At 66.0% G+C, this 26,017-nt stretch carries 20 protein-coding genes, 1 tRNA gene and 1 pseudogene; 8 read left to right on the top strand and 14 right to left on the bottom strand.

From position 1 onward, the window contains the following. Positions 1 to 51 precede the first annotated feature (51 nt). Positions 52 to 1,332 carry an AarF/ABC1/UbiB kinase family protein gene (locus QXH22_RS16865; RefSeq protein ID WP_306276378.1) on the top strand — a complete coding sequence of 427 codons (1,281 nt, stop codon included), beginning with the start codon at positions 52 to 54 and terminating at the stop codon, positions 1,330 to 1,332. Between the two features lie 116 nt (positions 1,333 to 1,448). On the opposite strand, the gene QXH22_RS16860 is transcribed toward QXH22_RS16865, so the two are convergent. After that, entirely contained in the window at positions 1,449 to 1,628 is a 180-nt protein-coding gene (locus tag QXH22_RS16860; protein ID WP_306276377.1) for a hypothetical protein, read from the bottom strand. Positions 1,629 to 2,055: 427 nt separating this feature from the next. Between QXH22_RS16860 and QXH22_RS16855 the strand changes: the two genes are divergently transcribed. After that, positions 2,056 to 4,026 carry a PE family protein gene (locus tag QXH22_RS16855; RefSeq protein ID WP_306239644.1) on the top strand — a complete coding sequence of 657 codons (1,971 nt, stop codon included), beginning with the start codon at positions 2,056 to 2,058 and terminating at the stop codon, positions 4,024 to 4,026. 377 nt (positions 4,027 to 4,403) lie between these two features. After that, on the top strand, positions 4,404 to 5,210 hold the full coding sequence (locus tag QXH22_RS16850; RefSeq protein WP_306276376.1) for an enoyl-CoA hydratase/isomerase family protein: 807 nt from the start codon (positions 4,404 to 4,406) through the stop codon (positions 5,208 to 5,210). 12 nt (positions 5,211 to 5,222) lie between these two features. Here the strand turns inward: QXH22_RS16850 and QXH22_RS16845 are convergent, their stop codons facing one another. From QXH22_RS16845 to QXH22_RS16825, 4 genes and pseudogenes are all read right to left on the bottom strand, one after another. Then, complete coding sequence (locus tag QXH22_RS16845) at positions 5,223 to 6,362, bottom strand: acyl-CoA dehydrogenase family protein (RefSeq protein ID WP_306276375.1); 1,140 nt, start codon at positions 6,360 to 6,362, stop codon at positions 5,223 to 5,225. A gap of 181 nt (positions 6,363 to 6,543) precedes the next feature. Then, positions 6,544 to 6,708 (bottom strand): annotated as a pseudogene (locus tag QXH22_RS16840) (IS481 family transposase); the annotation flags it as partial. 311 nt (positions 6,709 to 7,019) lie between these two features. Further along, positions 7,020 to 9,209 (bottom strand): P-loop NTPase fold protein, encoded by a 2,190-nt coding sequence (locus QXH22_RS16835; protein WP_306276374.1) that lies wholly within the window; start codon positions 9,207 to 9,209, stop codon positions 7,020 to 7,022. 246 nt (positions 9,210 to 9,455) lie between these two features. Then, positions 9,456 to 10,615, bottom strand: a protein-coding gene (locus tag QXH22_RS16825) for an IS3 family transposase (RefSeq protein ID WP_306276373.1) whose coding sequence is annotated in 2 segments (ribosomal slippage) — positions 9,456 to 10,324 and positions 10,324 to 10,615 — 1,161 coding nt in all. Because the reading frame shifts where the segments join, the coding sequence is not laid out codon by codon here. A gap of 402 nt (positions 10,616 to 11,017) precedes the next feature. Here QXH22_RS16825 and QXH22_RS16820 point away from each other — a divergent pair. Then, entirely contained in the window at positions 11,018 to 11,377 is a 360-nt protein-coding gene (locus QXH22_RS16820; RefSeq protein ID WP_306276372.1) for a hypothetical protein, read from the top strand. A 33-nt stretch (positions 11,378 to 11,410) separates the two neighbouring features. On the opposite strand, the gene QXH22_RS16815 is transcribed toward QXH22_RS16820, so the two are convergent. From QXH22_RS16815 to QXH22_RS16800, 4 genes are all read right to left on the bottom strand, one after another. Next, complete coding sequence (locus QXH22_RS16815; protein WP_306276371.1) at positions 11,411 to 12,082, bottom strand: DUF2510 domain-containing protein; 672 nt, start codon at positions 12,080 to 12,082, stop codon at positions 11,411 to 11,413. Between the two features lie 130 nt (positions 12,083 to 12,212). Then, positions 12,213 to 12,289: transfer RNA gene (locus QXH22_RS16810), tRNA-Ile, on the bottom strand. Between the two features lie 178 nt (positions 12,290 to 12,467). Further along, positions 12,468 to 13,322 (bottom strand): IS21-like element helper ATPase IstB, encoded by an 855-nt coding sequence (gene istB / locus QXH22_RS16805; protein WP_306276370.1) that lies wholly within the window; start codon positions 13,320 to 13,322, stop codon positions 12,468 to 12,470. Further along, positions 13,319 to 14,680 carry an IS21 family transposase gene (locus QXH22_RS16800; RefSeq protein WP_306276369.1) on the bottom strand — a complete coding sequence of 454 codons (1,362 nt, stop codon included), beginning with the start codon at positions 14,678 to 14,680 and terminating at the stop codon, positions 13,319 to 13,321. Before QXH22_RS16800 ends, istB begins: the two co-directional genes overlap by 4 nt. A 438-nt stretch (positions 14,681 to 15,118) precedes the next feature. Between QXH22_RS16800 and QXH22_RS16795 the strand changes: the two genes are divergently transcribed. Beyond that, entirely contained in the window at positions 15,119 to 16,360 is a 1,242-nt protein-coding gene (locus QXH22_RS16795; RefSeq protein ID WP_306276368.1) for a fatty acid desaturase, read from the top strand. Positions 16,361 to 16,367: 7 nt separating this feature from the next. Here the strand turns inward: QXH22_RS16795 and QXH22_RS16790 are convergent, their stop codons facing one another. Together QXH22_RS16790 and QXH22_RS16785 are read right to left on the bottom strand one after the other, a co-directional pair. Further along, on the bottom strand, positions 16,368 to 16,874 hold the full coding sequence (locus tag QXH22_RS16790; protein ID WP_306276367.1) for a nitroreductase family deazaflavin-dependent oxidoreductase: 507 nt from the start codon (positions 16,872 to 16,874) through the stop codon (positions 16,368 to 16,370). A 28-nt stretch (positions 16,875 to 16,902) separates the two neighbouring features. Further along, entirely contained in the window at positions 16,903 to 17,649 is a 747-nt protein-coding gene (locus QXH22_RS16785; RefSeq protein ID WP_306276365.1) for a hypothetical protein, read from the bottom strand. 177 nt (positions 17,650 to 17,826) lie between these two features. On the opposite strand from QXH22_RS16785, the gene QXH22_RS16780 reads away from it, so the two are divergent. Next, positions 17,827 to 20,400 (top strand): cation-transporting P-type ATPase, encoded by a 2,574-nt coding sequence (locus tag QXH22_RS16780; protein ID WP_306276364.1) that lies wholly within the window; start codon positions 17,827 to 17,829, stop codon positions 20,398 to 20,400. On the opposite strand, the gene QXH22_RS16775 is transcribed toward QXH22_RS16780, so the two are convergent. The 3 genes from QXH22_RS16775 to QXH22_RS16765 are packed head-to-tail and all read right to left on the bottom strand — an operon-like array spanning position 20,382 to position 24,119. After that, positions 20,382 to 21,221: a carboxymuconolactone decarboxylase family protein gene (locus QXH22_RS16775; protein ID WP_306276363.1), complete on the bottom strand. Its 840-nt coding sequence runs from the start codon at positions 21,219 to 21,221 to the stop codon at positions 20,382 to 20,384. The genes QXH22_RS16780 and QXH22_RS16775 overlap by 19 nt on opposite strands. A 10-nt stretch (positions 21,222 to 21,231) precedes the next feature. Then, a complete protein-coding gene (locus QXH22_RS16770; protein WP_306276361.1) occupies positions 21,232 to 22,605 on the bottom strand; it encodes a TldD/PmbA family protein in 1,374 nt (457 codons plus the stop codon). Next, the gene (locus QXH22_RS16765; RefSeq protein ID WP_306276360.1) at positions 22,602 to 24,119 is read right to left on the bottom strand and encodes a TldD/PmbA family protein; all 1,518 of its coding nucleotides are present in this window, start codon (positions 24,117 to 24,119) and stop codon (positions 22,602 to 22,604) included. Before QXH22_RS16765 ends, QXH22_RS16770 begins: the two co-directional genes overlap by 4 nt. Before the next feature lie 33 nt (positions 24,120 to 24,152). Here QXH22_RS16765 and QXH22_RS16760 point away from each other — a divergent pair, with 33 nt between their 5' ends. Together QXH22_RS16760 and QXH22_RS16755 are read left to right on the top strand one after the other, a co-directional pair. Beyond that, a complete protein-coding gene (locus QXH22_RS16760; protein WP_306276359.1) occupies positions 24,153 to 25,025 on the top strand; it encodes a carbohydrate ABC transporter permease in 873 nt (290 codons plus the stop codon). Beyond that, entirely contained in the window at positions 25,012 to 25,833 is an 822-nt protein-coding gene (locus QXH22_RS16755; protein WP_306248621.1) for a carbohydrate ABC transporter permease, read from the top strand. Before QXH22_RS16760 ends, QXH22_RS16755 begins: the two co-directional genes overlap by 14 nt. Positions 25,834 to 26,017: the final 184 nt, after the last annotated feature.

The raw sequence follows: 26,017 nt of genomic DNA, 5'->3' as shown, positions 1-26,017 counted from the left end.
GCGCGCTGCGGCTTCGTGATCCGGCACTTCCGAATCGTCCGAGTCCTGCGCTTGGCGCTTGCGGTCGTGCACATCCTGCCCCGCTACCTGCTGCTGCTGGCGCGCGATCGCACCGGGCTGTGGCCGACCAACGACGCCGACTGGCAGCGCGCGCACGGCGCAGCGGCCCGCGAGATCAAGCGCGTCGCGCTCTCGCTGGCCGGAGCCTTCACCAAGGCCGCCCAGATCCAGGGCGCACGGGCCGACTTCTTCCCGGCGCCCTTCATCGAGGAACTGAGCCAGTTTCACGACGCAGTGCCGCCGCGCCCCTTCGAGTCGCTGCGGCCGCTCGTCGAGCGCGACCTCGGCCGCCCTCTTGATGAGGTCTTCGCGACGATCGACCGCCGGGCCCTCGCCGCCGCTTCGTTGGCGCAGGTGCACCGCGCGACGCTGCGCGACGGCAGCCAGGTCGTCCTGAAGATCCGCTATCCCGAGATCCCGAAGATCATTCCGCTCGACCTCGGCATGCTGCGCCGCGTCGTCAGGATCGTCATGCTCGTGCAGCGGCGCATCGACCTGCGAGCGCTCGTCACCGAGACGACGCGCTTCATCGAGTTTGAGCTCGACTTCCGGCGCGAGGTGCGCTCGACCGAGCGGCTCGCGATAAACCTCACTGACGTCCCCTTCGTGGTCGTCCCCCGCGTCCATCCAGAGCTGTGCGGCGACAACGTGATCGTGCTCGAGTATCTCCAAGGCATTCAGGTCGCGCGTACGAAAGAGCTTGTCGCAGCGGGCCACAAGCTCGCGGAGATCGCGCGCAAGATCGGCGCGCTCTACGGCAGCATGATCTTCGAACAAGGCTTCTTCCACGGCGATCCGCACCCCGGGAACCTACTGATCCTGCCCGACGCCCGGATCGGCCTTCTCGATTTCGGCTTGGCGAAGGAGCTGCCGCCGGGATTCGCGCGGCTTGTCGCGACGATGATGGTCTCTGCGATGATCGGCGACTCGCGATCCGCGTTGGCTGCGGCCGAGCAGCTTGGCTTCGACGTCGCGTCGATGAAACCCGAGAACCTGCGCACGCTGATGCTGATGATGATCGGCGACAGCGACACCGAGGCCGGCTTCTTCGAGATACTGGGCGAGACGAGCCTGCGCAAGATCCCGGAGGACTTCGCGCTCGTCGGGCGCACGCTGATCCTGCTGAACGGGCTCTCGCACCGGCTCGCGCCCGGACGTCGGCTGATCCAGGCCGAGTTGCTGAAGCACCTCGCCGCGGGGGTTGCCCGGACAGACGGCGACGAGCCGGTCCCAACGGCCAGCGCGGATAACTCGGCCCGCAAGCCCGCGTAGTCCTGAGGTTTGGCGGGGATAGCCGGGGCCACGACGTTCAGGGGTGCTGGTCGGGCAATGAAATGCCCAGTGGCGCAAGATAGTTCGAGATCCGCGCCGCGCTGGACGGTGCCGACCTACCGATAGCGCCAGACACCAACGTGACCGTCGACCCCTTTGAGAGCCGCCATCTCGCGCGCACCTACCGGGTTCAGTTCCGTTATCACCTCGGCCGCACCCGGCGCCTCGCGCACCTGGTCGGTGCAGACGATCTGGCGCGAGTCCGCGATCGCCTGGACGCGCGCCGCAATGTTCACTGTCTGGCCGCCACGCGGCCCGCGACCTCTGGGACCAGGCGGGTAAGCGCCCACGTCTGAGGTGGGGCGGGCGGGGCTCAAAGCCGCTTCTCACGGAATACAGGTCGCTTTCGGAGCCGCCGACCACCGAGCGACCTTGACGGTGTCATTGATCACGTTGAACTTCATCTTGCTGCCGCCGGGCTGCCACCGCGCCCAACGTTCGCGGGGCTGTCAACTTACGCGTGGATCCGTGAGGTTCAGTGCGGCGATTGAAGTAGTGGACTACCTAAGACACCTCCGTCGGATAGGGCAACGCTTGGGTCGTGCTGTTGCCGCCGAGCCACACGGAGGAAGACACCATGACCGCGAACCGCGGACAACCTCTGATGCGAGCCGATGGCTGGCGACGTTCGGGCACAGATGTCACCGAGCCGAAGGAACCGACATGTCGTTTGTGATTGTGGCGCCGGAGTTGATGACCACGGCCGCAGCGGATTTGGCCCGTATCGAGTCGGCGCTTCGGGCCGCACATACGGTGGCGGCAACCTCGACAACGCAGGTGCTGGCCGCTGCCGGCGACGAGGTGTCGGCGGCCGTCGCAGCGCTGTTTTCCGCCCACGGCCAGGAGTACCAGGCGCTCAAGGCGCAGGCGACCGCGTTCAGTGACGAATTTGTGCGGGCTCTGGCCACAAGTGCCGGCTCGTATGCCAGCGCGGAGGCCGCCGCCGCTTCACCGCTGCAGGCCGCGCAGGACGCGGTAATGGGCGCGATCAATGCACCCTTCCTGACGCTGACCGGGCGCCCACTGATCGGTGACGGTGCCAACGGACTGCCGGGTACCGGACAAGCCGGCGGGGCCGGCGGGTGGCTGATCGGCAACGGCGGCAACGGTGGGTCGGGCAAGCCAGGCACGGGCAACGGGGCCGGCGGTAGCGGCGGGGCCGGCGGCGCGGCCGGCCTGTGGGGCCACGGCGGTAACGGCGGGGCTGGCGGGATCGGCGGCTCGTCGGGAGGGATCGGCGGTAACGGCGGGGCCGGGGGCGCCAATGGGTGGATCGGAGGCGGTAACGGTGGGGCCGGCGGGCCCGGCGGCACCGGCGGGACTGGCGCTCCCGGCGGCAACGGTGGCGTCGGCGGGCCCAACATTCAGCTGTTGTCGCTCAACGGCGCCGGTGGAACCGGCGGGGCTGGTGGCACCGGCGGGGCCGGTCATGCCGGCGTCGACAGCACCGTCGCCGCAGGGAAGGGCGGCACTGGTTTTGTCGGCGGGGCGGGCGGTCAAGGTGGTGCCGGCGGCGCCAACCAGGCGCTGCTGGGCGGATTCGGCGGGGCCGGCGGCACAGGCGGCACCGGCGGGATGGGCGGGACGGGCGGCGCGGGCGCGGCAGCAGATGCAGCCCACATCGTCGCCGGCAATGGCGGCACGGGCGGGGCCGGCGGAGCTGCCGGTGCGGGAGGTGCTGGTGGCACCGGCGGAATCCTGTTAGGCCACCCGGGCACCGGCGGCCTGGGCGGCACCGGCGGCGGCGGCGGTACCGGCGGAACGGGCGGCGCGGGCAACGGTCAGAACGCGTTGAGCTTCGGCGGTTTCGGCGGCAACGGCGGTGTCGGCGGCGCCGGTGGCTTCGGTGGCAACTCCAGCGGTGCCGGTATCAACGGCACCGGTGGCGGCGGCGGTACCGGCGGCGCGGGGGGCACCGGCGGCTTCAACTTGGGTATCTCGGGGACGGGCGACGACGTCCGTGTTGGCGGTGGTGGTGGCGGCGGCGGGGTTGGCGGCCGCGCCGGAGGTGGCGGTACCGGCGGCACCGGTGGCGGGGGCGGCGGCGGTACCGGCGGCACGGGCGGCGTCGGCGGCACCGGCGGTGGCGCCTTCGAATACGACGGCTTTAGCCTCAGCTTGGGGGCGGGAGGCGGCCACGGCGGGGGCGGCGGTGCCGGTGCCACTGCTTCCGGGAGCGCAGGCGGAGTCGGGGGCGCCGGTGGCGGCGGCGGTGGAGGTGGTGTCACGGACAGCGGTATCGCTACCGGCGGCGGTGGTGGCGGCGGCGGTGGGGCCGCCTCCGCCGCAGGTGTCGGTGGCACAGGCGGCTTGGGCGGTTGGGCCTCCTGTGTCGCGCCCGGCACCGGCCAAGGCGGCAACCCCGGAATTGGCGGAGCAGGCACCGGCGGCGGCGGTGGTGGTGGCGCCTTCGCGATCAATGGGGGGTTCTTTGGCGCCGGGGTTGCCAACGGCGGGGCCGGCACAGACGGTTCCGCCGGCGGGGCGGGCGGGGCTACCGGTAACACCTGGGATGCCAACATGGGAGGCCGCGGCGGCAAAGGCGCCATCGTCGGTGTCGGTGGCGCTGGTGGCCAAGGCGGTGCCGGAGCCAAATGGTTTGGTGGGGGCACCGGTCTGAGCGGTCAGTCCTGACATCAAGCGACGTGACTTTTCGGACACCTGACTAGTCGACAACCCGTCGGCAATCGGGGGCGTCGCGGGCTAATCCCGCCGCTCGGCCATGCTCACTCCCTAATCCAGGGAGTGTCAAGAATCAACCTAAACAACTGTCAAGCAAGCGCCGGCGGCAGACGCCGGATCAGAACGACGTTGCCGCGCAAGGACTTCAGTGTGGCCGGCTGATTGTCGGGAGTATTGAGCCCCGTTTGGCGATACCCCGGAGATCCGGGCGGGCCCGCAGCTCTCCAGCCTGGTTCCGCCCTGCGGGCAGTTTGACAGTGCCACGTTCTGATCGGTGACGATGCCGCCGTGCGTAGGGTGTGTGCGCCGAGACAAGGAGGTGGGGCACCATGACCGCATTCGAACCGGACGCCTTCGAAGGGTTGTCCGTGGAACTTCGCGACGACGGCGTCGGCGTCGTTCTGTTCAACCGGCCGGAGAAGTTCAACGCGCTGACCACGACGACTCTCGGTGTGCTCACCCGGGCGTTCCGGGCGCTGGGCGAACGCGAGGACTGCGGCGCGATCGTCTTCTCCGGCGTAGGCCCGGCTTTCTGCGCCGGCATGGATCTCACCGATGCGAATCCGGCCGCGCCAGATCGGGATCCGGTCCACGTGGCGTTCTCGGCCATGCGCGACGCCGTCTCGTGCGCGCTGGCCATGCGGGAGATACCGCAACCGGTGATCGCGGCGGTGCGCGGCCCCGCGGTGGGCGGCGGCTTCGCCTTGGCCGCTGCGGCCGACATCCGGATCTGCGCGCCCGACGCCGCCTTTATGGCGCCCTTCGTCAAACTCGGCGTCACCATCGGGGACATGGGGCTCTCGTGGTTGCTGCCAAGGTTGATCGGGGCGGGGGCCGCGGCCGAGGTCTTCTACACCGGGGGGACCATTGGCGCGCAGGACGGTCTTCGGCTCGGACTGGTCCAGCACGTCGTCGACGATCCGGTGCAGTCGTCGATCACGATGGCCGCGAAGATCGCGGCCCGGCCCCGCCTCGGGGTGCAGATGTCGAAGGAACTCCTCAATGCCAGCATCGGCGCGGGCGGCCTGCGCGAGCATCTGGAGACCGAGATGCGCTCCCAGGTGATCAGCCTGATGACCGAGGATCACCGGGCGGCGCTGCGCGCGTTCGCATCCCGGCGCGGCGGCACTGCGTAGGCCCGGAGCGGGTCACAATCCCAGTGTCTTGGCGATGATGTCGCGCTGGATCTCACTGCTGCCGCCGGCGATTGTGCCGACGACGGCGGCGCGGAACTGCTCCTCCATGCCGCCCTCGGTGGCGTAACCCATGCCGCCCATCATCTGAATGCCTTCCAACGCAGCACGTTTGGCGATCTCCGTGGCTTTCAGCTTGACCATCGAGGCCTCCTGCGGCATGAGCTTGCCGGGATTCTCGTCGACGCGCTGCGCGATGTCGTGCACCAGCAGACGGGTGCACTCGATCTCGGTGGCCAGCTCGGCCAACCGGTGCGAGAGCGCCTGGAAGGTGCCCACCGGCCGGCCGAACTGGTGGCGGGTCTTGACGTAGTCGAGGGTGTCGTCGAAAGCGCGCCGGGCCTGCCCCAGGGCCAGCGCCCCGACGATGACCCGTTCGGTGTTCAGGCCCGCGATCAGTTGCAGCCAACCCTGGCCCTCGGTCCCGATGAGCCGATCCCGCCCGATCTCGGCGTCGGTGAAGAACACGTCGTTGACTTCGGCGCCCATGGTGGGAATCGGCCGGATCTCGACACCGGGGGTCGACGTGGGCACCGAGAACATCGAGATGCCCTGGTGCTTGTCTCCGGTGTCGGCGGTGCGGGCGACCAGCAGGACGTGGTCGGAGTAGTGCGCGTTGGAGATCCACGTCTTCTGGCCGTTCAGGCGGTAGCCGCCGTCGACCTTTTCGGCTTTGCAGCGCAGCGAGGCCACGTCGGACCCCGAGCCGGGCTCCGACATCGCGATCGACGTCGCCCCGCCGGCGACCACCCCACCGAGGATCTCCTTCTTGAGATCCTCCGAGGCGAAGTTCAGGTAGATGTGCGAGACGATCAGCGTGACGGCGTAACTTCCGACCGGGATCTGGTTGTAGGCCAGTTCCTCGACGAGCAGGCACGCGTCGAACAGACCGCCGCCGGCGCCACCGTACTCCTCCGGGATCGACAGCCCGAGGAATCCCAGATCGGCCAGCTTGCGGGCGACATCCGGATTGTGGTGCGTCGTACCGCCGTTGGTGAGTTCGAGTCGCTTGTCCCGGGTGCCGCACTCCCGGGCGGCGAACTGCCGGAGCGTGTCGACCATGCCGTTCTGTTCGTCGGTCAATTGCAGGCTCACACGGGCGCTCCTCAATCGGTTCGGCGGCAATCCGCAGCCTACGCCGCGGCCACGGGGCCTCTTCCGATCTCGCCGAGGCCGTAGGTGCTCAGTACGGGGCCGGAACCGGTTCCGTCCAGGTGCCGGGCCGTGCAACTTCTGATCCGCCACCCCGCGGCATCCCGGCGCAGCCGCAGCAGGTCCACGTACGCGAGCGCCGGTCCCGCCCGACGGGTTGATCATCCCCGCCACGCACCAGCGCCCGATACACGGCCGATTCCGACGGAACGGGGACCACCCCGCGCATGCCCGGCTCGAATGCCAACCGCCGTGGCCCCCAATAGGGCCGTGACCGTCGCAACTCCAAACCGCTCGGCCTCGACCTCGGCGCCCTCATCAAGGGAGTGTCAAGGATCAACCGAAGAAAAAACAAGCAGTAGGGCGGGCGAGGCTCGAACCCGCGACCAACGGATTATGAGTCGCTCGGTCCGGCCTCTTAGCAAACCCTGCGAGTCGCGTGCGCGGCAATGTAGGGGTTGCTATGCCTTGATTTTCCAGTGCTTTCGTTTCAAATCGGGCCGTTGCAACGGCTGCAGAACCATCGCGGCAAACCAGCAGGTTGTCCGGCAAATGTTGACAGACCGTGGACGCTGGACGAGGCTCGACAGCTACCGCCTATTAGCCACGCGGTATGAAGTCCGCACATGCCTTGAGACTGGCGCGTGCGAAATGCTCCCGGTTCTCCGGGGAAACATCTTCCTTATCGATAACTGAGAGCGGCAGCACGGGAGGGAGAGTCGCAGCCAGTCGAATGGTTGCATCGTCGCTAAAGAGCTGAAACAGTGTGTCCGGATTAAACACAAGTTCTGGCGACACCCCGCCTCTTCCTTGCCAACGATTTTCTGTAACCATTGCCCCTACGACACGATTCAAGATTTCCGTCGCGCCAGCGTCAAGCAGATGTTGCCCAATCGCGCGCAGATCCTCCCGAGGGGCTCTCTTAATATCGCCTGGATCATTCTTCAAGAACACAACGAGGGAAACAACTAGGTTTAAATCAAGTTCGGAATCCAGAATACCTACAATGTCGGTTGTCAGCCGATCCAAATAATAATCGCCCAGCTCCTGCAGCGAAGCATGGATCTGCGTTTCGCGATATCGCTTGTTGCGCAGCATGCGAACTGTAAGTGCTACAACGTCCTTGGGCGCAAGGCTGCGCAAAAGTTCACTAACTTGAAACTTGCTTTCGATAAGAGCGCTGAGCGCTTCAAATTCAGCCCAGCGCCACAGCGGTCTCTGCGGCGAATTGAAGGAAAATGGCTCATCAGTGAGTGACTTGATTCGATCGAAGAGAAACAGCACTAAACTTTTACTCGCCCCAAGAACGTCACCAGATCGGTATAACTGACTCTTTTCGAACGCCAACGCCGCACGCTGATCGTCTGCTCCATCGATGATTTCTTCGTATCGCACGACGTCAGCGTGATCAAGCTGGTCGAGGACAATGTTGGTGATTGCAGACTCGATCAGCGCATCTTCAATATCATCCTCTGCGAGCCCAAAGAGAAAATACCGATCGAAATAGCGATCGTTCGATAAGGCCAGCTTATGGTCGTTCCAATATAGAACGCCTGAGCGTATTCCCGGAAACAGACCGCTAAGGATTAGTTTCACAAGTGCTGCGTCGCTATCGTCATCGACCAGCTGCCGGATCCGCTTTATCCACTCTTGGTCGTCAAGGGTCGGATTTTTGCCCTCTGTGCCCGATTGGAGCGCGCCTCTCCACGAAGGGATTTTGTCGTATACCCTGTGGTAGAAGACGCGAATGAAACTTATGGCCACAAAGTCAACGAAGTCTACCTCTTTGAAATCCTTTAACATCGCTCCGAATGACAACAGTTGCTCTTTGAAACGCGCTTGAGCTCGTGGCGTTCCAAGTGCCTGGCCCAAAATCGAGATGTATTCCGACAACCGGTCCGTGTGTGCCGTCTTGATCCGAATATCCTGAGCTTCGATCAGTTCAATAACTGTATTCGCGAACAAGCGCCGCTGGATTACGCCTGCGATGGGCGGCACCTCAAAGGGATATTGGACAATCTTCTCCATGAATGCAGTGGACTGTGTACCGAGTCTTTTGGACTCTAATAGGCTCTCCACAGTATTTTGGTCATATGCAATGAGGTAGTGGACATTTGGAAATCGTCCAAGCAACCGCACGACCTTCAAGAACGAAAGCAACTGGTCCGCGTCGAGTCGATCTATGTCGTCAGCAATCAGCAGGACTCTCGACCCAAGGGATTCAAGCATATTCGAGACTTCCTCGAACTGCTTATGCCACGGCGGATTTGTTACTTCCAAGGCCTTTTCGGCAACACCCGATATTCCTGCTCCCACGTACGGAATTCCCTTGACAAGTGGTGCGCAAACGGAACCGTATTTCCTCCAGGCTGCCTTATTGCGCCTGGATTTTTCGTCGTCACCTTCCAACAGCGATTCCACCGCGGCAAGAAATTCAATTTGCAACCCAGCGGCTGTATCAGAAGCCCATGGTGAGAAGATCGCTATCTTCCAGTCGCACTCTATCCGACGCCGAACTAAATTAATGAGCGAAGTTTTTCCACTACCCCATGCGCCGACAAGGCCGAATACTGTGCTCTTCTGACCGGGGGCACAGGTATTTATGCGCGCCGCAACCATGTCCGCAAATCGTTTGCGATCAAGGTAGTCATCTGCATCCGAATCAATGGCATCGTCCGTCCAGAGCGGATCTGACAGTGTTTCAGTCCCCTCCGTTTCAGTCGGCGAAGTATCAGTCGATGAATCGACTCGTTCTTCAGACCGACGGCGCCAAAATCGCAACCCAGCCATTCATGCTCTCCCGTTGTGACGAATGTTCGGGCTTACCCTAAGCGTTGCTACGACGTTGCAGTGACACAACGCTCCCCTCCGACTTGACTACCGCAGGCCGCGCGAAGTTGGGTGCTGCGGTTTCGTCCTCCCTGATGTAGTCCGCGTACGTGGTTAGCGTGAGCACGAAGCTGGAGTGTCCCAACCACTTCGACCCGGCCATGTAGGGGACTGCCCCGAGTTCAGTTGACTCGCGGGGTGTGAATTTCAGGCCGCGGTTGCGACTGGTGTGTGGAGCAGTTCGAACTCTATCGGGGTGAGCTTGCCGAGTGCGCGCTGTCGGCGGCGTCGGTGGTAGGTCCGCTCGATCCAAGTCACGATTGCCAGGCGCAGTTCGGCTCGGGTGGACCAGCGTCGCCGGTCGAGCACGTTGCGTTGCAGAAGGGCAAAGAACGATTCCATCGCCGCGTTGTCCCCACACGCTCCCACGCGGCCCATCGAGCCGTGTAACCCGTTGTGCGACAGTGCGTGGACGAACTTTCTAGACCGAAATTGGCTGCCCCTGTCGGAGTGAACGATTGTCGCAACGGGTGAGCGCAATGCCACGGCGTGATGCAGGGCAGCAACCGCGAGTGAGGACTTCATCCGCGAGTCGATCGAGTAGCCCACAATCCGGTAGGAGTACACGTCCTTAATGGCGCACAGGTAGAGCTTGCCCTCCTCAGTGCGGTGCTCGGTGATGTCGGCCAGCCACACCTGGTTGGCGGCCCGAGCACTGAACTGACGTTCCACGAGGTCGTCATGGACCGGTGGGCCCGGTCGACGGTTCAGTCCTCGCTTTTTGGCGAAGGTTGACCAGATGCGCTCCTGGGAGCACAACCGTGCGACACGGTTTTCGCCGGCGGTGATCCCGCGCCGGGGCAACTCGTCAGCGATGAACCGGTAGCCGAAGGCGGGGTCATCGGCGTGGAGGTCGCGGGCGGCGTTGATCAGGTGCGCATCGTCCCAATCGCGCTGTGACAGCGGCGCTTTGCGCCATTTGTAGAAAGCCTGGGTGGAGAACCCCAGGACCCGGCAGGTCACCGTGACGGGTACGCCGTCATCGGCAAGGTCGAGGACCAGCGGGTACATCATTTTGGGTTGGCGTCCCGGGACAGGTAGCCGACCGCGCGGCGCATCACTTCGGCCTCCTGCTCGAGGAGCTTGATGCGCTTGTGTGCTTCGCGTAGCTGCGCGGCCACGTCTTCAGCAGCGGCCGGCGACCCGGGCCGGTCGACACCGTCATCGCGATCGGCGATCTTGAGCCAGCGATGCAGGCAAGCCTCCGAGATCCCGAAATCCTTCGCGATCTGACGCAACGGCGCCTCGCCCTTGCGGGCCACCGCAATGACGTCAGCACGGAACTCGGCTGGAAACGGTTTGGGCACGAGATTGATCCTTCCAGTGAAGACGAATCCTCACAGGTCAGGAGTCAACTGAACCCGGGGCAGTCCCTCCCGTTCTTCACCAGCGCTACGGGGTAGTGCGCCCACTCTGAATCTCCAAGGAACGTGCGGGGTGACTAGCACGTCCGGCCACCACGGTGGGTCTAGCTGGCCTGTAGTCAAAACGCCAGTGGGTGTCGCGGCACCGGCCAGAATACGACATCTGGTGTAACTACGCTAGGGGTTGCCTGCCTTCGACGTGCAACGATACGGCATTGGTTGTTTGCTGTCTGTGGTACTCAGTTCCGTTACCGCGCGACAATGGTTCTGCGTGCGGTTATCGCCCTACGCGGAGTGGGTACGCGCCATGGGTCAGTTTGCTAGAGCAACATTCGGGGAGACCCCATGAACATCTTTCAGCGCTCACCCGCGAGGCAGTTAGCCGCTATTTGGGCTACTACCCTGACCGTCGGGCTGGCAATGGCCCCGCTCGCGAGTGCGGAGACGATCGACGAGATGGTCCATAACTCAGGTGCTTTAGAGAGCCCATTCTGGAGCTACCTCTACAAGCACGGCTTCGGCTACCTTGACGCGCAGAGGGTCAACAACGACGGCCAGATCACCTGCACGAACCGGAAGGCAGGTGTCACCGCGTCCCAGATCGCGTCGCTGCTCGAGACACGTGGCTACACCGCGCCAGAGGCCCAGGGCATCGTCTCGGCCGAGCAGGCCGCCAGTCAATCTCAGGCTTTTCCTGTCTGTTAGGGACTCGAGAACCCTCTGCAGCTGGAAAGCCGCCTATCCGTCGGACCCAGTGACATCGATGATGTAGACGTTCAATTTTGGTGCTACCGTGTGCCCGCCGATCTGAGTGTCGTAGGAGTACGACCCTGCAACCTGAACGTGCATGGTCACAAAGTCCTTCTCTACGACATTCTTGAGGATTGCGGGGTCCGCCGCGTGAATCATTGTGTTGACGTCGTAGTCGTATCGGTGCTCTGCTTTTTCCGCGCCTGTATTGGCTCGAAATTCTGATGTGCCCGTCGCCGCGTCGAACTGAGTTACAACGCCGTAGACGATTAACTTCCGACCTATGGCTGCGTCTGGATCCTTCACCAGCAGTGCGTAATCACGCTGGGAGATTGACTGATATTGAGATGGATCTAGGTCCTGTGCTGACGGTTTTTGGTCTCTTAGCTGCGTACTGGATTGGTGTGTCTTGCTGCTGCCCACGACGGCGACAATCGCGACACAGCCTCCCAGCAACAGGAATACTGCCGCTCCGACAATTAGCAAGATCTTGGCGGCGGATGTTTTCCGCGGCTTTGGGACGAGCGGCGTAGCCAGCCACGTACTGCCGTCCCAGTAGCGCTGACCGGTGCCGCCGTGAGGATCCGGATACCAGCCTGGCGGTGGCGGTGGCGTCGGTGCTTGTGTCAACGGTCCTCCTGTCGTCTGCGGCGTCAGCATACGACGACGCCTGCAGCCGCTGACGGCAGTCCGATGCGATGTGGACGCGGCGTGGACGTGGGACCTGTCTGCGGTCCGACCGTCCAGCGCTGGACTAACGTATGCAGGGCCGCCTAGCTGCACAAACACCTGGTGGGGCGGGCGGGGCTCGAACCCGCGACCAACGGATTATGAGTCCGCGGCTCTAACCAACTGAGCTACCGCCCCCGAGACGCCGCAGCGTCGCCGAGCACGACCTAGACCTTAGCTCGCCCGCCGGCCGCCAGTGACAACACGCTGGTCGGACCCCCTAATCGCGACCCGGCACGCGTGTCCTGGCGCCATGATCGCGCTCATCGAAAGTCCTCAGGTGTGCTCGCCGAAATTCCTCACCTGTGAGCAGCGGTCAGTGTAGTTGTTGACGGGTACCGGTGGTGGTTCGGCGCAGGGTTTCCGCGGCGGCGTGGTGGTCGCGTAGGCGGTAGGACTCGCCGTCGAGGTTGATGACGACCGAGCGGTGTAGCAGACGGTCGAGCATGGCGGCCGCGACGGTGGTGTCGCCGAGGATCTCTCCCCAGGCGCCCACGCCGCGGTTGGTGGTGATGACGATGCTGGTCTTCAAATACCGTTGGGAGACAACCTGAAACAACGCCGACGCGGCTTCAGCGGGCAGCGGTAAGTACCCCAGCTCATCGATCACCAGCAGCGTCGGGCCTGCGTAGAACCGCATGGTGGTGGCCCAGCGTCCTTCGATGGCCGCGCGGTGGCAGCGGGCGGCCAGATCGGCGGCGGTGGTGAAGTAGGTCCGGTAGCCGGTATGGGCTGCAGCCCTTGCCAATCCGACGGACAGGTGGGTCTTGCCGGTGCCTGGTGGCCCGATGAGCAAGATGTTGGTCGCCGATTCCAGGTAGCGGCAGGTGCCCAGCTCGTCGATGAGTTTGCGGTCGATGCCAGCGGCGGCATCCACGTTGAAGTCGGCCAGGGTGGCCGGGGTCGGCAGGCAGGCGAACCGCAATCGGCCGGCCAGGCGGCGGGCGGTGCTGGCCTCGACCTCGACGGCCAGTAGCCGCTCCAACGCGACGGTCAGCGAGAGCCCCTCGGCGGTGGCCTGATCAAGCACCGCGGGTAGGGCTTCGGCGGCCGCGGCGAGTTTGAGTTCGGCCAGATGTGAGCGCAGCTGTTGATACCGGGAGGCGGCGGCCGACGGCGACTCCTCAGTGGTGGCCGTGGTGGTCTTCGGAGTGCGTGGCGTGGAGGTCATTGAATGGTCCTGTTCTGGGCGGCCCGCTCGTAGGCGGATAGATCGATGACAGTGGAATCTGTTGATGGAGTTGATGTTTCAACGGCGGTGGTGGATGGCTGCTTGAGTGCACGCAGTTGTGCGGCAGCAGCTTTGGCGACCGGGCCGGGTGGGATGCGTTCCTTGCGGCGGTGCGGGCGTCCGGTCGCGGCGGTGGCCATGGCTGCGGTGTCCAGGGCGATGACATGTCCGCTGTCACGCACCATCACCCCAAGTCCGTCAGCGGCCATGCGGTGGCGGGCGATGACGATCCCGCTCATGGTGGCGATATCGCAGAACTCGCCGCCGACCGGATGGCTGACCACCACCTGGGCAGCGGCGAGTTCCGGGGGTACCGAGTAGCGGTTGCCGCGGTAGGACACCATCGCCTGCCGCGACGCCGTGCGGGCCTCGGCGACGATCACCGGATACGCCTGCGCCGGCACCGCGGATAGCGGTTCGGTTTTGGCCACTACCGCGACCGAGGACCGGCCATCGGCGGTGGCCCGCAGCCGGGTGTCACCACGCACCCGGGCGAAGCGATCCAGGTCGGCCTGGGCCTGTTCGGCGGTAGCCTCGTCGGCCAGGGTGCGCCACCAGCGCTGGGCGGCGGTGTGATTAACCTTCTCCACCACGCCCTTGCGGTTGCCGCGCCGGGCCGGGCAGATCGCCACCGCAACCCCGTAGTGCTTGGCCACCCCGGCGAACGACGCGGTCACCCGTCCCGAGCCCGGGTCGCAGACCGTGGCCATCCGATCGAATCGCCACACCCGCGAGACGCCGCCCAGGCCGCGGGTCACGCGGTCCAAGCCAGCGACCAGGTGCGGTTGATCCTCGCTCGACGCCAAATACCCGCGCCATTTCCCGGAATGGGCCAGCGAGCCGACCAGCAAATGCGCGGTCTTGCCCCAGCCCCACGCAGCTGGTGGATCGGGCAATTCCAGCCAGTCCCATTGGGTTTCATCCCCGGGTGCGTGCGGGATCACCGCGTTCGGCCGCTGGGTTGCCGTCCGGCAGGCTTCACAGACCGGACGCAGGTTCCGGGTGCGAATGTTGCGAGTCAGGCTCTGATACGACAGGCCGAACCCCAGGTCCTCGAGCTCGTCGTGAAGGGTGCGGGCCCACAGATGCGGGTCCTCGATCAGCCTGGCGGTGACGTAGTCGACGAACGGGTCGAACGGATCCGGGCCGGGCCGCGCCCGGACCCCGGGTTCGCCGTCGCCGGCCAAATACTTGCGGACCGTCTTACGGTCGAAGCCGGTGTGGCGGGCGATCGCCGAAATCGTCCAACCACGCTTGCGCAGGGCATGTACTTCCACATCGTCCTCCCATGTGAGCATGAGAAAGCGGGCCTCCTTCGGTGAAGCAACTGGCGTCAGACACCAGCAGCTTCGAAGGAGGCCCGCCCTTCTCGGCGGAGCCACACGGGTGGGGAATTTCGATGAGCGTCAGTGGGGAATTTCAGCGAGCGCGGTCAGCCACATCCCGACGCCACCGCCTAAGCTGAAACCTCAGTCCCAAGGGCCTGGTGACGGCGGCACCCGCACATACAAAGCCGCCACTTAAGTTGCACAAACACCCGCCTCATCTCGCGACAGTTAGGCTGGACAGACGAACAACATTGGCGCGCAGAGGCATTGGACGCAGCGCAGCGGTACGTCCTCGACGCGCGAAGAACCCGCACAACGATTAGCCTCATTGGTCGGCCCAGCAAGGGGGGCTCCGCCGACTCTGCCGATCAGCCGCGGGCACTGAACCGACACCAACAGGGGAAATACATGGCGATCACGGAGGTTGCGGCCTTCGCCCACCTGACCGATGCCGACATCGAGAATCTGGGCACCGAACTCGACGCCATCCGGCGCGACATCGAGGAGTCCCTGGGCGCGCGCGATGCCCGCTACATCCGCCGCACCATCGCCGCCCAGCGCGCCTTGGAACTCACCGCGCGGGTCTTGCTCGCCGGCAGCGCAAAACGCCCGGCCAAATGGGCAGGAACCGCGGCCCTCGCGGTGGCCAAGATCATCGAGAACATGGAGATCGGCCACAACGTCATGCACGGCCAGTGGAACTGGATGAACGATCCGGAGATCCACTCCACCACATGGGAGTGGGACATGAACGCGGCGTCCAAGCACTGGCGCAACGCCCACAACTTCCAGCACCACAAGTACACCAACATCCTCGACATGGATGACGACGTGGGCTATTTCATTCTGCGAGTCACCCGCGACCAGCCGTGGCAGCCCTACAACATCGGAAACCTGCCGTACAACCTCATACTCGCGCTCGCGTTCGAGTGGGCGATCGGCCTGCAGACCGTCGACCTGGAAAAGTACTTCGAGGACGGCCCCGACGGCGACATCGCCCGGCAGCGGACGCGCGAGTTCGTCACCAAGGTCAGCCGGCAGATCGTCAAGGATTACGTCGCGTTCCCCGCCCTCACCGCGCTGTCACCGGCCGCCACCTACACCTCGACGCTGAAAGCCAACGCGGTCGCCAATGTGATCCGCAGCATCTGGGCACACGCGGTCATCGTGTGCGGCCATTTCCCCGACGGCGCAGAGAAATTCACCAAGACCGACATGGCCGGTGAAACCAGGGGCGAATGGTATCTGCGCCAGATGTTGGGCAGTGCCAACTTCGACGCAGGGCCCGTGTTGCGGTTCTTGAGCGGCAACCTGTGCCATCAGATCGAACACCATCTGTTCCCCGATCTGCCGAGCAACCGGCTGCGCGAAGCCTCGGTGCGGGTGCGGGCGCTGTGCGAGAAATACGACTTGCCCTACACCACAGCGTCTTTCGCGGTTCAATACGGCAGGACGTGGCGCACCGTCGCGAAGTTGTCGCTGCCGAACAGATTTCTGCGGGCCACCGCTGACAACGCGCCGGAAACCCGGAGCGAGCGAATGTTCGCACACCTCACGCCCGTTGAGGCTGACCTGATAGCCGGACGCCGGCGGGGTCTGAAGACCGCGCTCACCAGGGTGCGCCGCAGGGCCACAGCCAGAACGCTCTGAATCAGCCCTACACCGGCCGCAGCCGGAACACTCTGATCTCCCGCGGCGCGCACCGGGCGCGATAGTTCTCGTACCCGATGAAGAAGTCGACCGCCTTGGCCCACGCATCGGCGCGCGCCTGCCCGGTCAGTAACTCGGCGCGATACTGCCGCGGCGGCCCCTGGTACTCGACGGTGCATTCGGGTTGCGCCAACAGGTTGGCACTCCACCCCGGGTGCGAGGGCCGCCCGTAGTTGGAGCCGATCGCCAGCAGCCCGTCCGAATCCTCAATCAACGTCAGCGGATTCGTGCGCGGCCTGCCGGACTTCGCGCCGGTCGAGGTCACCAGCCCCGTCCGGTTCACGCCGGCGGTGCTCAGCCGCCCGTTGGTCCGCGGAATGAGCACCCTGTCGATCCGGGGAGCCAGATGCATCCCCAGCTGCGAGCCGAGACGGCTCATCGCGATCCGCTCCCCCAGGGCTTCGTGCGGCCACAGCCGCCGACCGCGAATGGCACTCTCACGCAGAAAAGGCATGCACAGACGGTACCCGTCGACAGACAACTCAATACACGTACACAACGGCGCCGTTGCCGCCGTTGCACACCACCATCGAGCCGTTCGAGGCGCAGGTCATGGAGTAGTGCTGGCCGGTTACCGGACTGTCGGCTTCGACCTGGCGAGGTGTCACGCTGGCCGGACCGCCGGCGCCGTAGGCGAGCCGCACCTGCTCGGCGAACGGGCATGACGTGTCGGCGGATCCGACCGCGGAGTGCGCGAAGCCGCCGGCCGGCCCGGACGTCGGCGGGCAGGCCTGAGCACCCGCCGGCAGGGCGACCGATGTGGTCGTCGTTGTGGTGGTTGTTGTGGTCGTTGTCGTTGTTGCGCCGTCCGTCACCAGCGTCCACGGAGCACAGCCCTGGGACCGGAACCCGGCGTCGGTCGGGGCGATCGTCACCGTCTGGGGCAGGATGCCCGCCCCGTTGGCGATGATGTCGGCGGTCTGCCCACCGAAGCCCCGCAGCCGCTCCCAGTAGCAGGAGTCGCCACCTTGCGAACGGTAGGTGCCCGGCACCAGATCCACTCCGGTCCGGAACGTCCCGTCACCCGGGATGGTGCGCGAAACCGGAGCCGACGACGAGGTAGGGCTCGGAGGTGACGCCTCAGGCGAGGTGGACGGTGGGAACGACACCGTGGTCCCCGGGTAGATCGGCGGTAGGCGCGATGGGTTGTCATGACCGGTCGGCGTTTGCCGCGCCGGTTTGCCACCGGATCCGGAGCAGCCGGTCAGCGCGAACGTTGCGACTAGCATGATGGCGAAAGCCGCTCTAACCGCCATGACTCCTCGCTGCTGTTGCGATCTTGATTTGTTTGCTCACGATACCGTGAACCGCGCTGAGGGCCACCAGTTTCCGGGCCGCGGTGCCTCGATACCAAAGATAGGGTCATTCGGTACGGCGCCTGCCCACCCGGCGAACGAGGGGAGAACATGGCCGCTGTGACCACAGCAGGGCTGACCACGTCGGAGGCGACCGAGCGCCGGGCGCGCGACGGGGCCAACACCTTGCCCGCGGCGAAGCGGCAATCCGTATTCCGTCGCATGCTCGGCGAACTGACGCACTTCTTCGCCCTGCTGCTGTGGGCAGCCGCGGCGCTGGCCTTCTTCGCGAAGCTCCCCCAACTCAGCATCGCGATCATCGCCGTGATCGTCCTCAACGGCGTCTTCGCCCTGATTCAGCAAGCCCGGGCGGATCGCGCGGCCGACCGGCTGCAGGAGATGCTGCCAACCCGCGTAACAGTCTTCCGCGACGGCCGGCGGCGTCTGATCGAGGCCGAGGACGTGGTGGTCGACGACGTGCTGCTGCTGGAAAGCGGCGACCGGGTGCCCGCCGACGCGGTGGTGCTGGCCGAGAATCGGTTGCTCGTCGACTCCTCGATGCTCACCGGCGAGAGCCAGGCCAACTCCGTCGCCGAGGGCGAAGCGCTCTTCGCCGGCACCTTCGTCGTCGAGGGCGACTCGCGCGCCCGGGTCACCGCGATCGGCGAACGGACGCGGCTGGCCGGGATCGCCCGCCTGTCGACGTCGACCACGAAACCCGACACCCCGCTGACGCGCGGCCTGAACGGCGTCGTCCGGCTCACCGCAGCGATCTCGGTCAGCGTGGGCGTGCTGTTCCTGCTCGTCTGCCTGCTGATCGGCAACCCGGTGCAGCAGGCCTTCGTGTTCGCGATCGGTGTCACGGTGGCTCTGGTCCCGGAGGCCCTGTTGCCGACGGTGACGCTGTCGCTGGCCTGGGGTTCGGAGCAGATGGCCAAGCGGCAGATCCTGGTGCGCAACCTCGAGGCGGTCGAAACACTCGGCTCGACCACGTTCATCTGCACCGACAAAACCGGCACCCTCACCCGCAACCAGATGACCGTCGTCGAAACATGGACGCCCGCCGGCACAGTCAGCGTCGACGGAGCAGGTTACGGACCGACGGCCACCCTGACGCCATCCTCCCCCGACGCCCAGGGCGCCGCCCGGACGCTGGCGCTGGCCGCCGAACGCTGCTCCACCGGATACGCCGAAGAGGTCGACGGTCAGTGGCGGGCGCACGGCGATCCGATGGAAGCGGCCCTGGACACCCTCGCCCGCCGACTAGGGGTGGACACCGTCGAGGACCGCCGCACCGGGCCGGCCGAGCTACGGTTTCCTTTCGACCCCCGGCTGCGCCGGATGGCCGTGGTGCTGGCCGACGAGATCGTGGTCAAGGGCGCGCCGGACGCCGTGCTCCCGCTCTGTGACGACGATCCGGCGCCCCACCAGGCGATGGAGGCCCTCACCGCGCGCGGGCTGCGGGTGCTCGCCGTCGCCGCCGCCCTGCGCAACGGCCGCACACCGCGCGATCAGACCGACTGCGAGCACGGGTTGCGCCTGCTGGGCCTGGTGGCGCTGCAGGACCCGCCTCGTGACGACGTGTCGGCGTCCCTGCGCGCCTGTCGCACGGCCGGCGTCAAGGTGGCGATGGTGACCGGTGACCATCCGGCGACCGCGACCGCCATCGGCGACGAGGTGGGCCTGCGGTTTCCCGAGTCGCCGGTGCTCTCGGGGTCCGAGCTGCCCGAGGATCAGCAGCAACTGGCGACTCTGCTGGACCACGACGGCGTCGTCATCGCCCGGGTGTCACCGGAGGACAAGCTGCGGATCGCCCGTGCGCTGCGTTCCCGGGGCCACGTGGTGGCGATGACGGGAGACGGCGTCAACGACGCTCCGGCACTGCATGAATCCGATATCGGGGTGGCGATGGGCCGGTCCGGCACCGACGTCGCCCGCGCGGCGGCCGACCTGGTCCTGCTCGACGACTCCTTCGCCGGCATCGTCGCCGGCATCGAACAGGGCCGCGCGACCTTCGTCAACATCCGCCGCTTCCTGACCTACCACCTCACCGACAACGTCGCCGAGCTGGCGCCGTTCCTGGTCTGGGCGCTCTCCGGCGGGTTCTTCCCCCTGGCGCTCGGCGTCCTGCAGATCATCGCGCTCGACCTCGGCACCGACACCCTGTCCGCGGTCGCACTCGGCGCCGAGCCACCTGCCAGGCACCTGCTCGAAGGGCCCCCGGTGCACGGCCGCCTGATGAACCGCACCGTGTTGCGCCGGGCCTTCGGCCTGCTGGGTCCGCTCGAAGCGGTCCTGTCGCTGGCCGCCTTCGTTGTGTCCCTGTTGGCCCTCGGCTGGCGCCCCGGCAACGCGTTCCCCGCCGGGCACGAGCTGGCGGCGGCATCCGGCGCGGCGTTCATCACGGTCGTCCTGGCCCAGACGGCCAATGTCTTCGCCTGCCGATCGTCGTCCCGGTGGCCGGGGGCGCTGGGCTGGTTCACCAACCGGCTGCTGGTACCCGCGGCGCTGACCGGCCTGGCGATCTCCCTGGTCGAACTGTGGGTGCCGCCGATCGCGCGGTTATTGGGCCAGTGGAATCCGCCGCTGTGGGGGTGGGTCGTGGCACTCGCGTCGATGCCGGTGCTGCTCGCCGTCGACGCGCTGGACAAACGGCTGCGTAGGGGTCAGCTGAAAACCGTCTGACCGTCGACGTCGATCAGGTACCGCTCGGTCCCGGACTCCACACGCGGCGCATCGGCGCCCAACGACACGGCGATCTTATTGCTCGCATTGCGCATGATGTCGAACGTCAATTCCACGGCCTCGTCCGGCGAGAACCGGGAGCGCACCTCGGCGGCATCGTCGACGGCGAGGTGCGCAGGGGTCCAAATTAACGCATCTGCATACCGCAGCGCTGACTTTGCGCGTTCATCCAATAGGGCCGACGTCTGGAACTGCGCAATCTCGTCGTACAGCGACTCCGTACCGCCCGCATCCAGGGCGTGTCCCTCGCGCAGCGACTTGCACAGGCGGCAGTTGTGCGCGGTCGCGCCACGTAGTCGCACCAGCTCCGAGGTCACCGGGTCCAGGGCACGCTCGCGGGCCACCCTGGGCAGAAATCGGCTGAACACCTCATCCGAGGGATCCCGCGCGGTGTCCCAGGCGATCGGCCCGTTCACCCATTCCAGGTATTCCGAGCCGACACCCAGGGCCTCGAACCCGGCCCGCACCCGCGGCACGAAGTCGGCGATGAACATCGCGACGACAACCCGAAAAGTGTTGTCGCCCAAGTGTTTGAACAGCAGCGCCCGTTGCTCGACGGTGATCGCCGAGACGTCGGCGCTGAACTGCTCGGCGAATTCGGCGACGACCGTTTCGGCGTCGGACTCGGGCGCGTCGACGGCAACCGGGTTGGGCAGGGGCGGCAGCGACATGGTCTGGGCGCACACCTGGCGCACCAAACCCGACAGACGCCCATCGGAGAACGCGACCAGCCTGGTCAGCTGGTCAGCAGGAAGGGACATCTTTCGTACGCTACTGCGCCTGACTGACCGAAGACATATGGAAGTCGGGTATCCGCAGTGACGGCATCGCCGCCCGGGTGGCCCAATCGCCCCACTCGCGGGGCAGCGTCTTCTCGCTGACGCCCGCCTCGGTCGCCCGCCGCAACAGATCCAGCGGGCTTTCGTTGAACCGGAAGTTGTTGACCGCGCCGGTCACCTCGCCGTCCTCGATGAGGTACACCCCGTCGCGCGTCAGACCCGTCAGAAGCAGGGTGGTGGGCTCGACCTCGCGGATATACCAGAGCGTGGTCAGCAGCAGTCCTCGCTCGGTGGAGGCGATCATGTCGGCCAGTTCGGCCGATCCGCCGGTCATGATGATGTTGTCGCAGGCAACCGCGACCGGCGCGTCGAAGCGCGCCGCCGTAGCGCGCGGATAGGCCAGTGCGTTGATCACGCCGTTGCGGACCCAGTCGACCTGGTTGATCTCCATGCCGTTGTCGAAGACCGACATGGTCTCTGAGGAGTTGCTCACCGCAACAAAAGGGGTGCACGCCAGGCCCGGAGCCATCGGGTCGGAGAACATGGTGAGCGGCAGATCCGTCAGCCGCTCCCCCACCCGGGTTCCGCCGCCGGGCGCCGAGAGCGCGGTGCGGCCCTCCTGGGCGCCGCGCCCGGCCATCTTCCAGGCCAGATAGATCATCATGTCGGCGACCGTGGAGGGCGGCATGATCGTCTCGTATCGGCCGGCGGGCAGTTCCACCGTGCGTGACGCCCAGCCCAGTCGCGTGGAGAGTTCCGCAAGCAGCGAATCGATAGGAACGTCAAGGAAGTCCGCGGTGCCGATGCCCGCCCAGGCGCTGGCGTCACCGCGCTTGGCGTTGAGCTCGATAGACCCCGACGGTTGGGTGTAGCGCCGCCGCAGGCCGGTCGACGACGCGAGGAATGTCGTCGAAACACTGTGGTGCGCATAGCCGAACAACCGGTCGCTGCCTCGGAAACCCGTGCACAGCGGACCGGTGATACCGCTGAACACCCCCGTCCCGGTGCCCGGTACCGGAGCGTCCCAGTCGGCGGGCTCCCCGGAGCCGCCGAGCAGCGGCGCCGCGTCCCCGGCCTCCGGGGCGGTGCGGGCCGCATCCTGCGATGACGCCACCAGCCCGGGCAGCACCGTCGGGTCCGCCTCGCCCGTCACCACCGTCCCGACGAAGGCCCTATCACCTTCGCGCACAATGGAAATCACGGTCACACTGCGGGTGACCGCGACGCCGTTGGTGGTCATCGTGCTGTTCGCCCAACGCAGCGTCGCCTCGACCTTGTCGGTGACCAGCACCATGGTCTCGTCGGCACGCCCGATCTTGGCGGCCTCGTCCAGGACGATGTTGATGACGTGCTGGGGTGTGATCATCGGCCGCCCTCGGTCCGGGTGTTGAGCACGTTGATGCCGCGGAACAACGCCGACGGGCAGCCGTGGCTGACCGGTGCGATCTGACCGGGTTGGGCCTTGCCGCAATTGAGCGCGCCGCCCAGTCGCCACGTCGACCGGCCGCCCACCGCTTCCATCGCATTCCAGAAGTCGGTGGTGGTCGCCTGGTAGGCCACGTCACGCAACTGCCCGTACAGACGACCGTCGCGGATGCGGTAGAACCGCTGCCCGGTGAACTGAAAGTTGTAGCGCTGCATGTCAATCGACCACGACTTGTCGCCGACGATGTAGATGCCGTCGTCGACCCGGCTGATCAGATCCTCGGTGCTCAGGTCCTCCGGTCCCGGCTGCAGCGAGACGTTGGCCATTCGCTGGATCGGCACATGGTGGGCGGAGTCGGCGTAGGAGCACCCGTTCGAGCGTGGCTCCCCCAGTCTCGGAGCGAACACCCGGTCGAGTTGATAGCCGACGAACACGCCGTCGCGCACCAGGTCCCAGCTCTGGGCGGCGACCCCTTCGTCGTCGTAACCGACTGTGGCCAAACCGAAATCGACGGTGCGGTCGGCGGTCACGTTCATCACCGGTGAGCCGTACTGCATGGTGCCGAGTTTGTCCGGAGTCGCGAACGACGTACCCGCATACGCGGCCTCGTAGCCGATGGCCCGGTCGTATTCCGTTGCGTGGCCGATGGATTCGTGGATGGTGAGCCACAGATTGCTGGGGTCGATCACCAGGTCGGTGGGGCCCGGCACGACCGAGGGCGCATGCACCTTCTCGTAGAGCAGGTCGGGCAACTCCGCGAGCTCGGCGGACCAGTTCCAGATGTCGTCGCCGGCCACCAGCTCCCAGCCCCGCGCCATCGGGGGCGCCAGCGTGCGCATCGACTCGAAGTTGCCCGCCTTGGCGTTGACGGTCGTCGCCTCGAGTTGCGGCTGCAGCCGCACCCGTTGCTGGGTGATCGAGGATCCGAAGGTGTCGGCGTAGAAGGTCTGTTCCTTGGCGGCGTTGAAGGTGGCCGACACGTGATCGACGCCGTCGGCGTCCAGCAGCCGCCGGGAGTACTCCTCGAGCACGCTGATCTTCTCGGACGCCGGAACGCCGAACGGGTCGATCTGGTAGTCCGACGCCCACATCGCGTCGGTGTAGACCGGCTCGGCGGCGAGCCTGACCTGTTCGGTGTTCAGCGCCGCCAGGATCGTGGCCACCTGCACGGCGTGCCGCGCGGTGCGGGCCGCCACCTCCGGCGACAACTCGGCGTGGGAGGCGAAACCCCACGTGCCCGCGACGATCACCCGCACTGCCAGCCCGATGTCGCGGGACAGGACGGCGGTCTCGAGTTCGCCGTCGCGCAGCTGGACTATCTCGGTGCTGATGCGGTGAATCCGCAGGTCTGCATAACTGGCCCCGGCCGCTCTCGCCGCAGACAACGCGGCGTCCGCCAACTGCTGCCGCGGCAGGTCAAGGAAGTCGGCGTCGATTCCCCGGTTCGGTGTCACGGGTACACCGTAACGACCGGCTTTAATACATTCATGCCCGACGCGCCACGCCGCTCCACCGCGCTGGCCTACGCATTGCTGGCGCCCAGCCTGTTCGGCGTCGTCGCCTTCCTGCTGCTGCCGATCCTGGTGGTGGTGTGGCTCAGCCTCTATCGCTGGGACCTGCTGGGGCCGCTGCACTATGTTGGCTTCGCGAACTGGCGCTCGGTACTGCACGACGGCGACTTCGCCGACTCGCTGGTGGTCACCGCGATCTTCGTCGCGCTCGTCGTGCCGGCGCAGACGGCGTTGGGCCTGCTGGCCGCCCTGCTGCTGGCCCCGCGGCTTCCGGGTAGCGGGTTGTTCCGGACGCTGTACGTGCTGCCGTGGATCTGCGCGCCCCTGGCGATCGCGGTGTTGTGGCGCTGGATTCTGGCGCCCACCGACGGCGCGGTCAGCACCCTGCTCGGACGGCGCATCGAGTGGCTGACCAACCCCGACCTCGCCCTGCCGATGGTGTCGGCCGTCGTCATCTGGACCAATGTCGGTTACGTCTCGCTGTCCTTCCTGGCCGGCCTGCTGGCGATCCCGGAGGACGTGCACAACGCCGCGCGCACCGACGGCGCCGGCGTGTGGCAGCGGTTCTGGCGCATCACCCTGCCCATGCTGCGGCCCACCACGTTCTTCGTCCTGGTCACCGGGATCGTCAGCACCGCACAGGTTTTCGACACCGTCTACGCGTTGACCGGCGGGGGCCCAGAGGGCAGCACCGACCTGGTGGCCCACCAGATCTACTCCGAGGCATTCGGTGCGGCGTCGATCGGCCGCGCCGCGGTGATGGCCGTCGTGCTGTTCGTCATCCTGGTCGGCGTCACTTTCGTTCAGCACCTCTACTTCCGCAGACGGATCAGCTATGACCTCGTCTAGGGCGTCGTTGGGGCTGATCTACGCCGGACTGCTCGCCGGTGCGCTGATCACGGTGGCGCCGTTCGCGCTCGGGTTGCTCACGTCGTTCACCTCCGAGCACCAGTTCGCCACCGGTTCGCCGCTGCAGTGGCCGCATCCGCCGACCCTGACCAACTACACCGACCTGGTGGGCACCGGGTTCGGCCGCGCGGCGGCGGTCACCGCGCTGATGACCGCGGTGATCCTGCTGGGGCAGATGACCTTCTCGGTGCTGGCCGGTTACGCGTTCGCGCGGCTGCACTTCCCCGGCCGTGACGCCCTGTTCTGGGTCTACGTCGCGACCCTGATGGTGCCGGGCACGGTGACGGTGGTGCCGCTGTATCTGATGATGGCCCAGATGGGACTGCGAAACACCTTCTGGGCGTTGGTGATTCCGTTCATGTTCGGCTCGCCGTATGCGATCTTTCTGCTGCGCGAGCATTTCCGGATCATCCCCGATGACCTGATTAACGCCGCGCACCTGGATGGCGCCAACACGCTGGACGTGCTGGTGCATGTGATCCTGCCGTCGAGCAAGCCGGTGCTGGCCGCGCTGACGATGATCACCGTGGTCTCGCAGTGGAACAACTTCATGTGGCCGCTGGTGATCACCAGCGGCCGCAAGTGGCGGGTGCTGACGGTGGCCACCGCCGACCTGCAGTCCCGGTACAACTCGCAGTGGACGCTGGTGATGGCGGCGACGACGGTCGCGATCGTGCCGCTGATCGTGCTGTTCCTGGCGTTCCAGCGGCACATCGTGTCCTCGATTCTGGTCTCGGGACTCAAGTGAGCACCCCTTCCGTCGCCGAGATTGCCCCCACGGCTGCGAATCCCGCGGGATCACGACCCTCACGGCAATCTCGACGGCAACCCGCGAGCGAGGGGGCCCAGTTGAGCGGCCCTTGCGTCGCCGAGATTGCCCCCACGGCTGCAAATCACGCGGGATCACGACCCTCACGGCAATCTCGACGGCA

The organism is Mycobacterium sp. TY814, assembly GCF_030755175.1.
Taxonomy (GTDB): Bacteria; Actinomycetota; Actinomycetes; order Mycobacteriales; family Mycobacteriaceae; genus Mycobacterium.
Note: the sequence above shows the minus strand (reverse complement) of the source record. Positions and strands in the feature narration are given on the sequence as shown.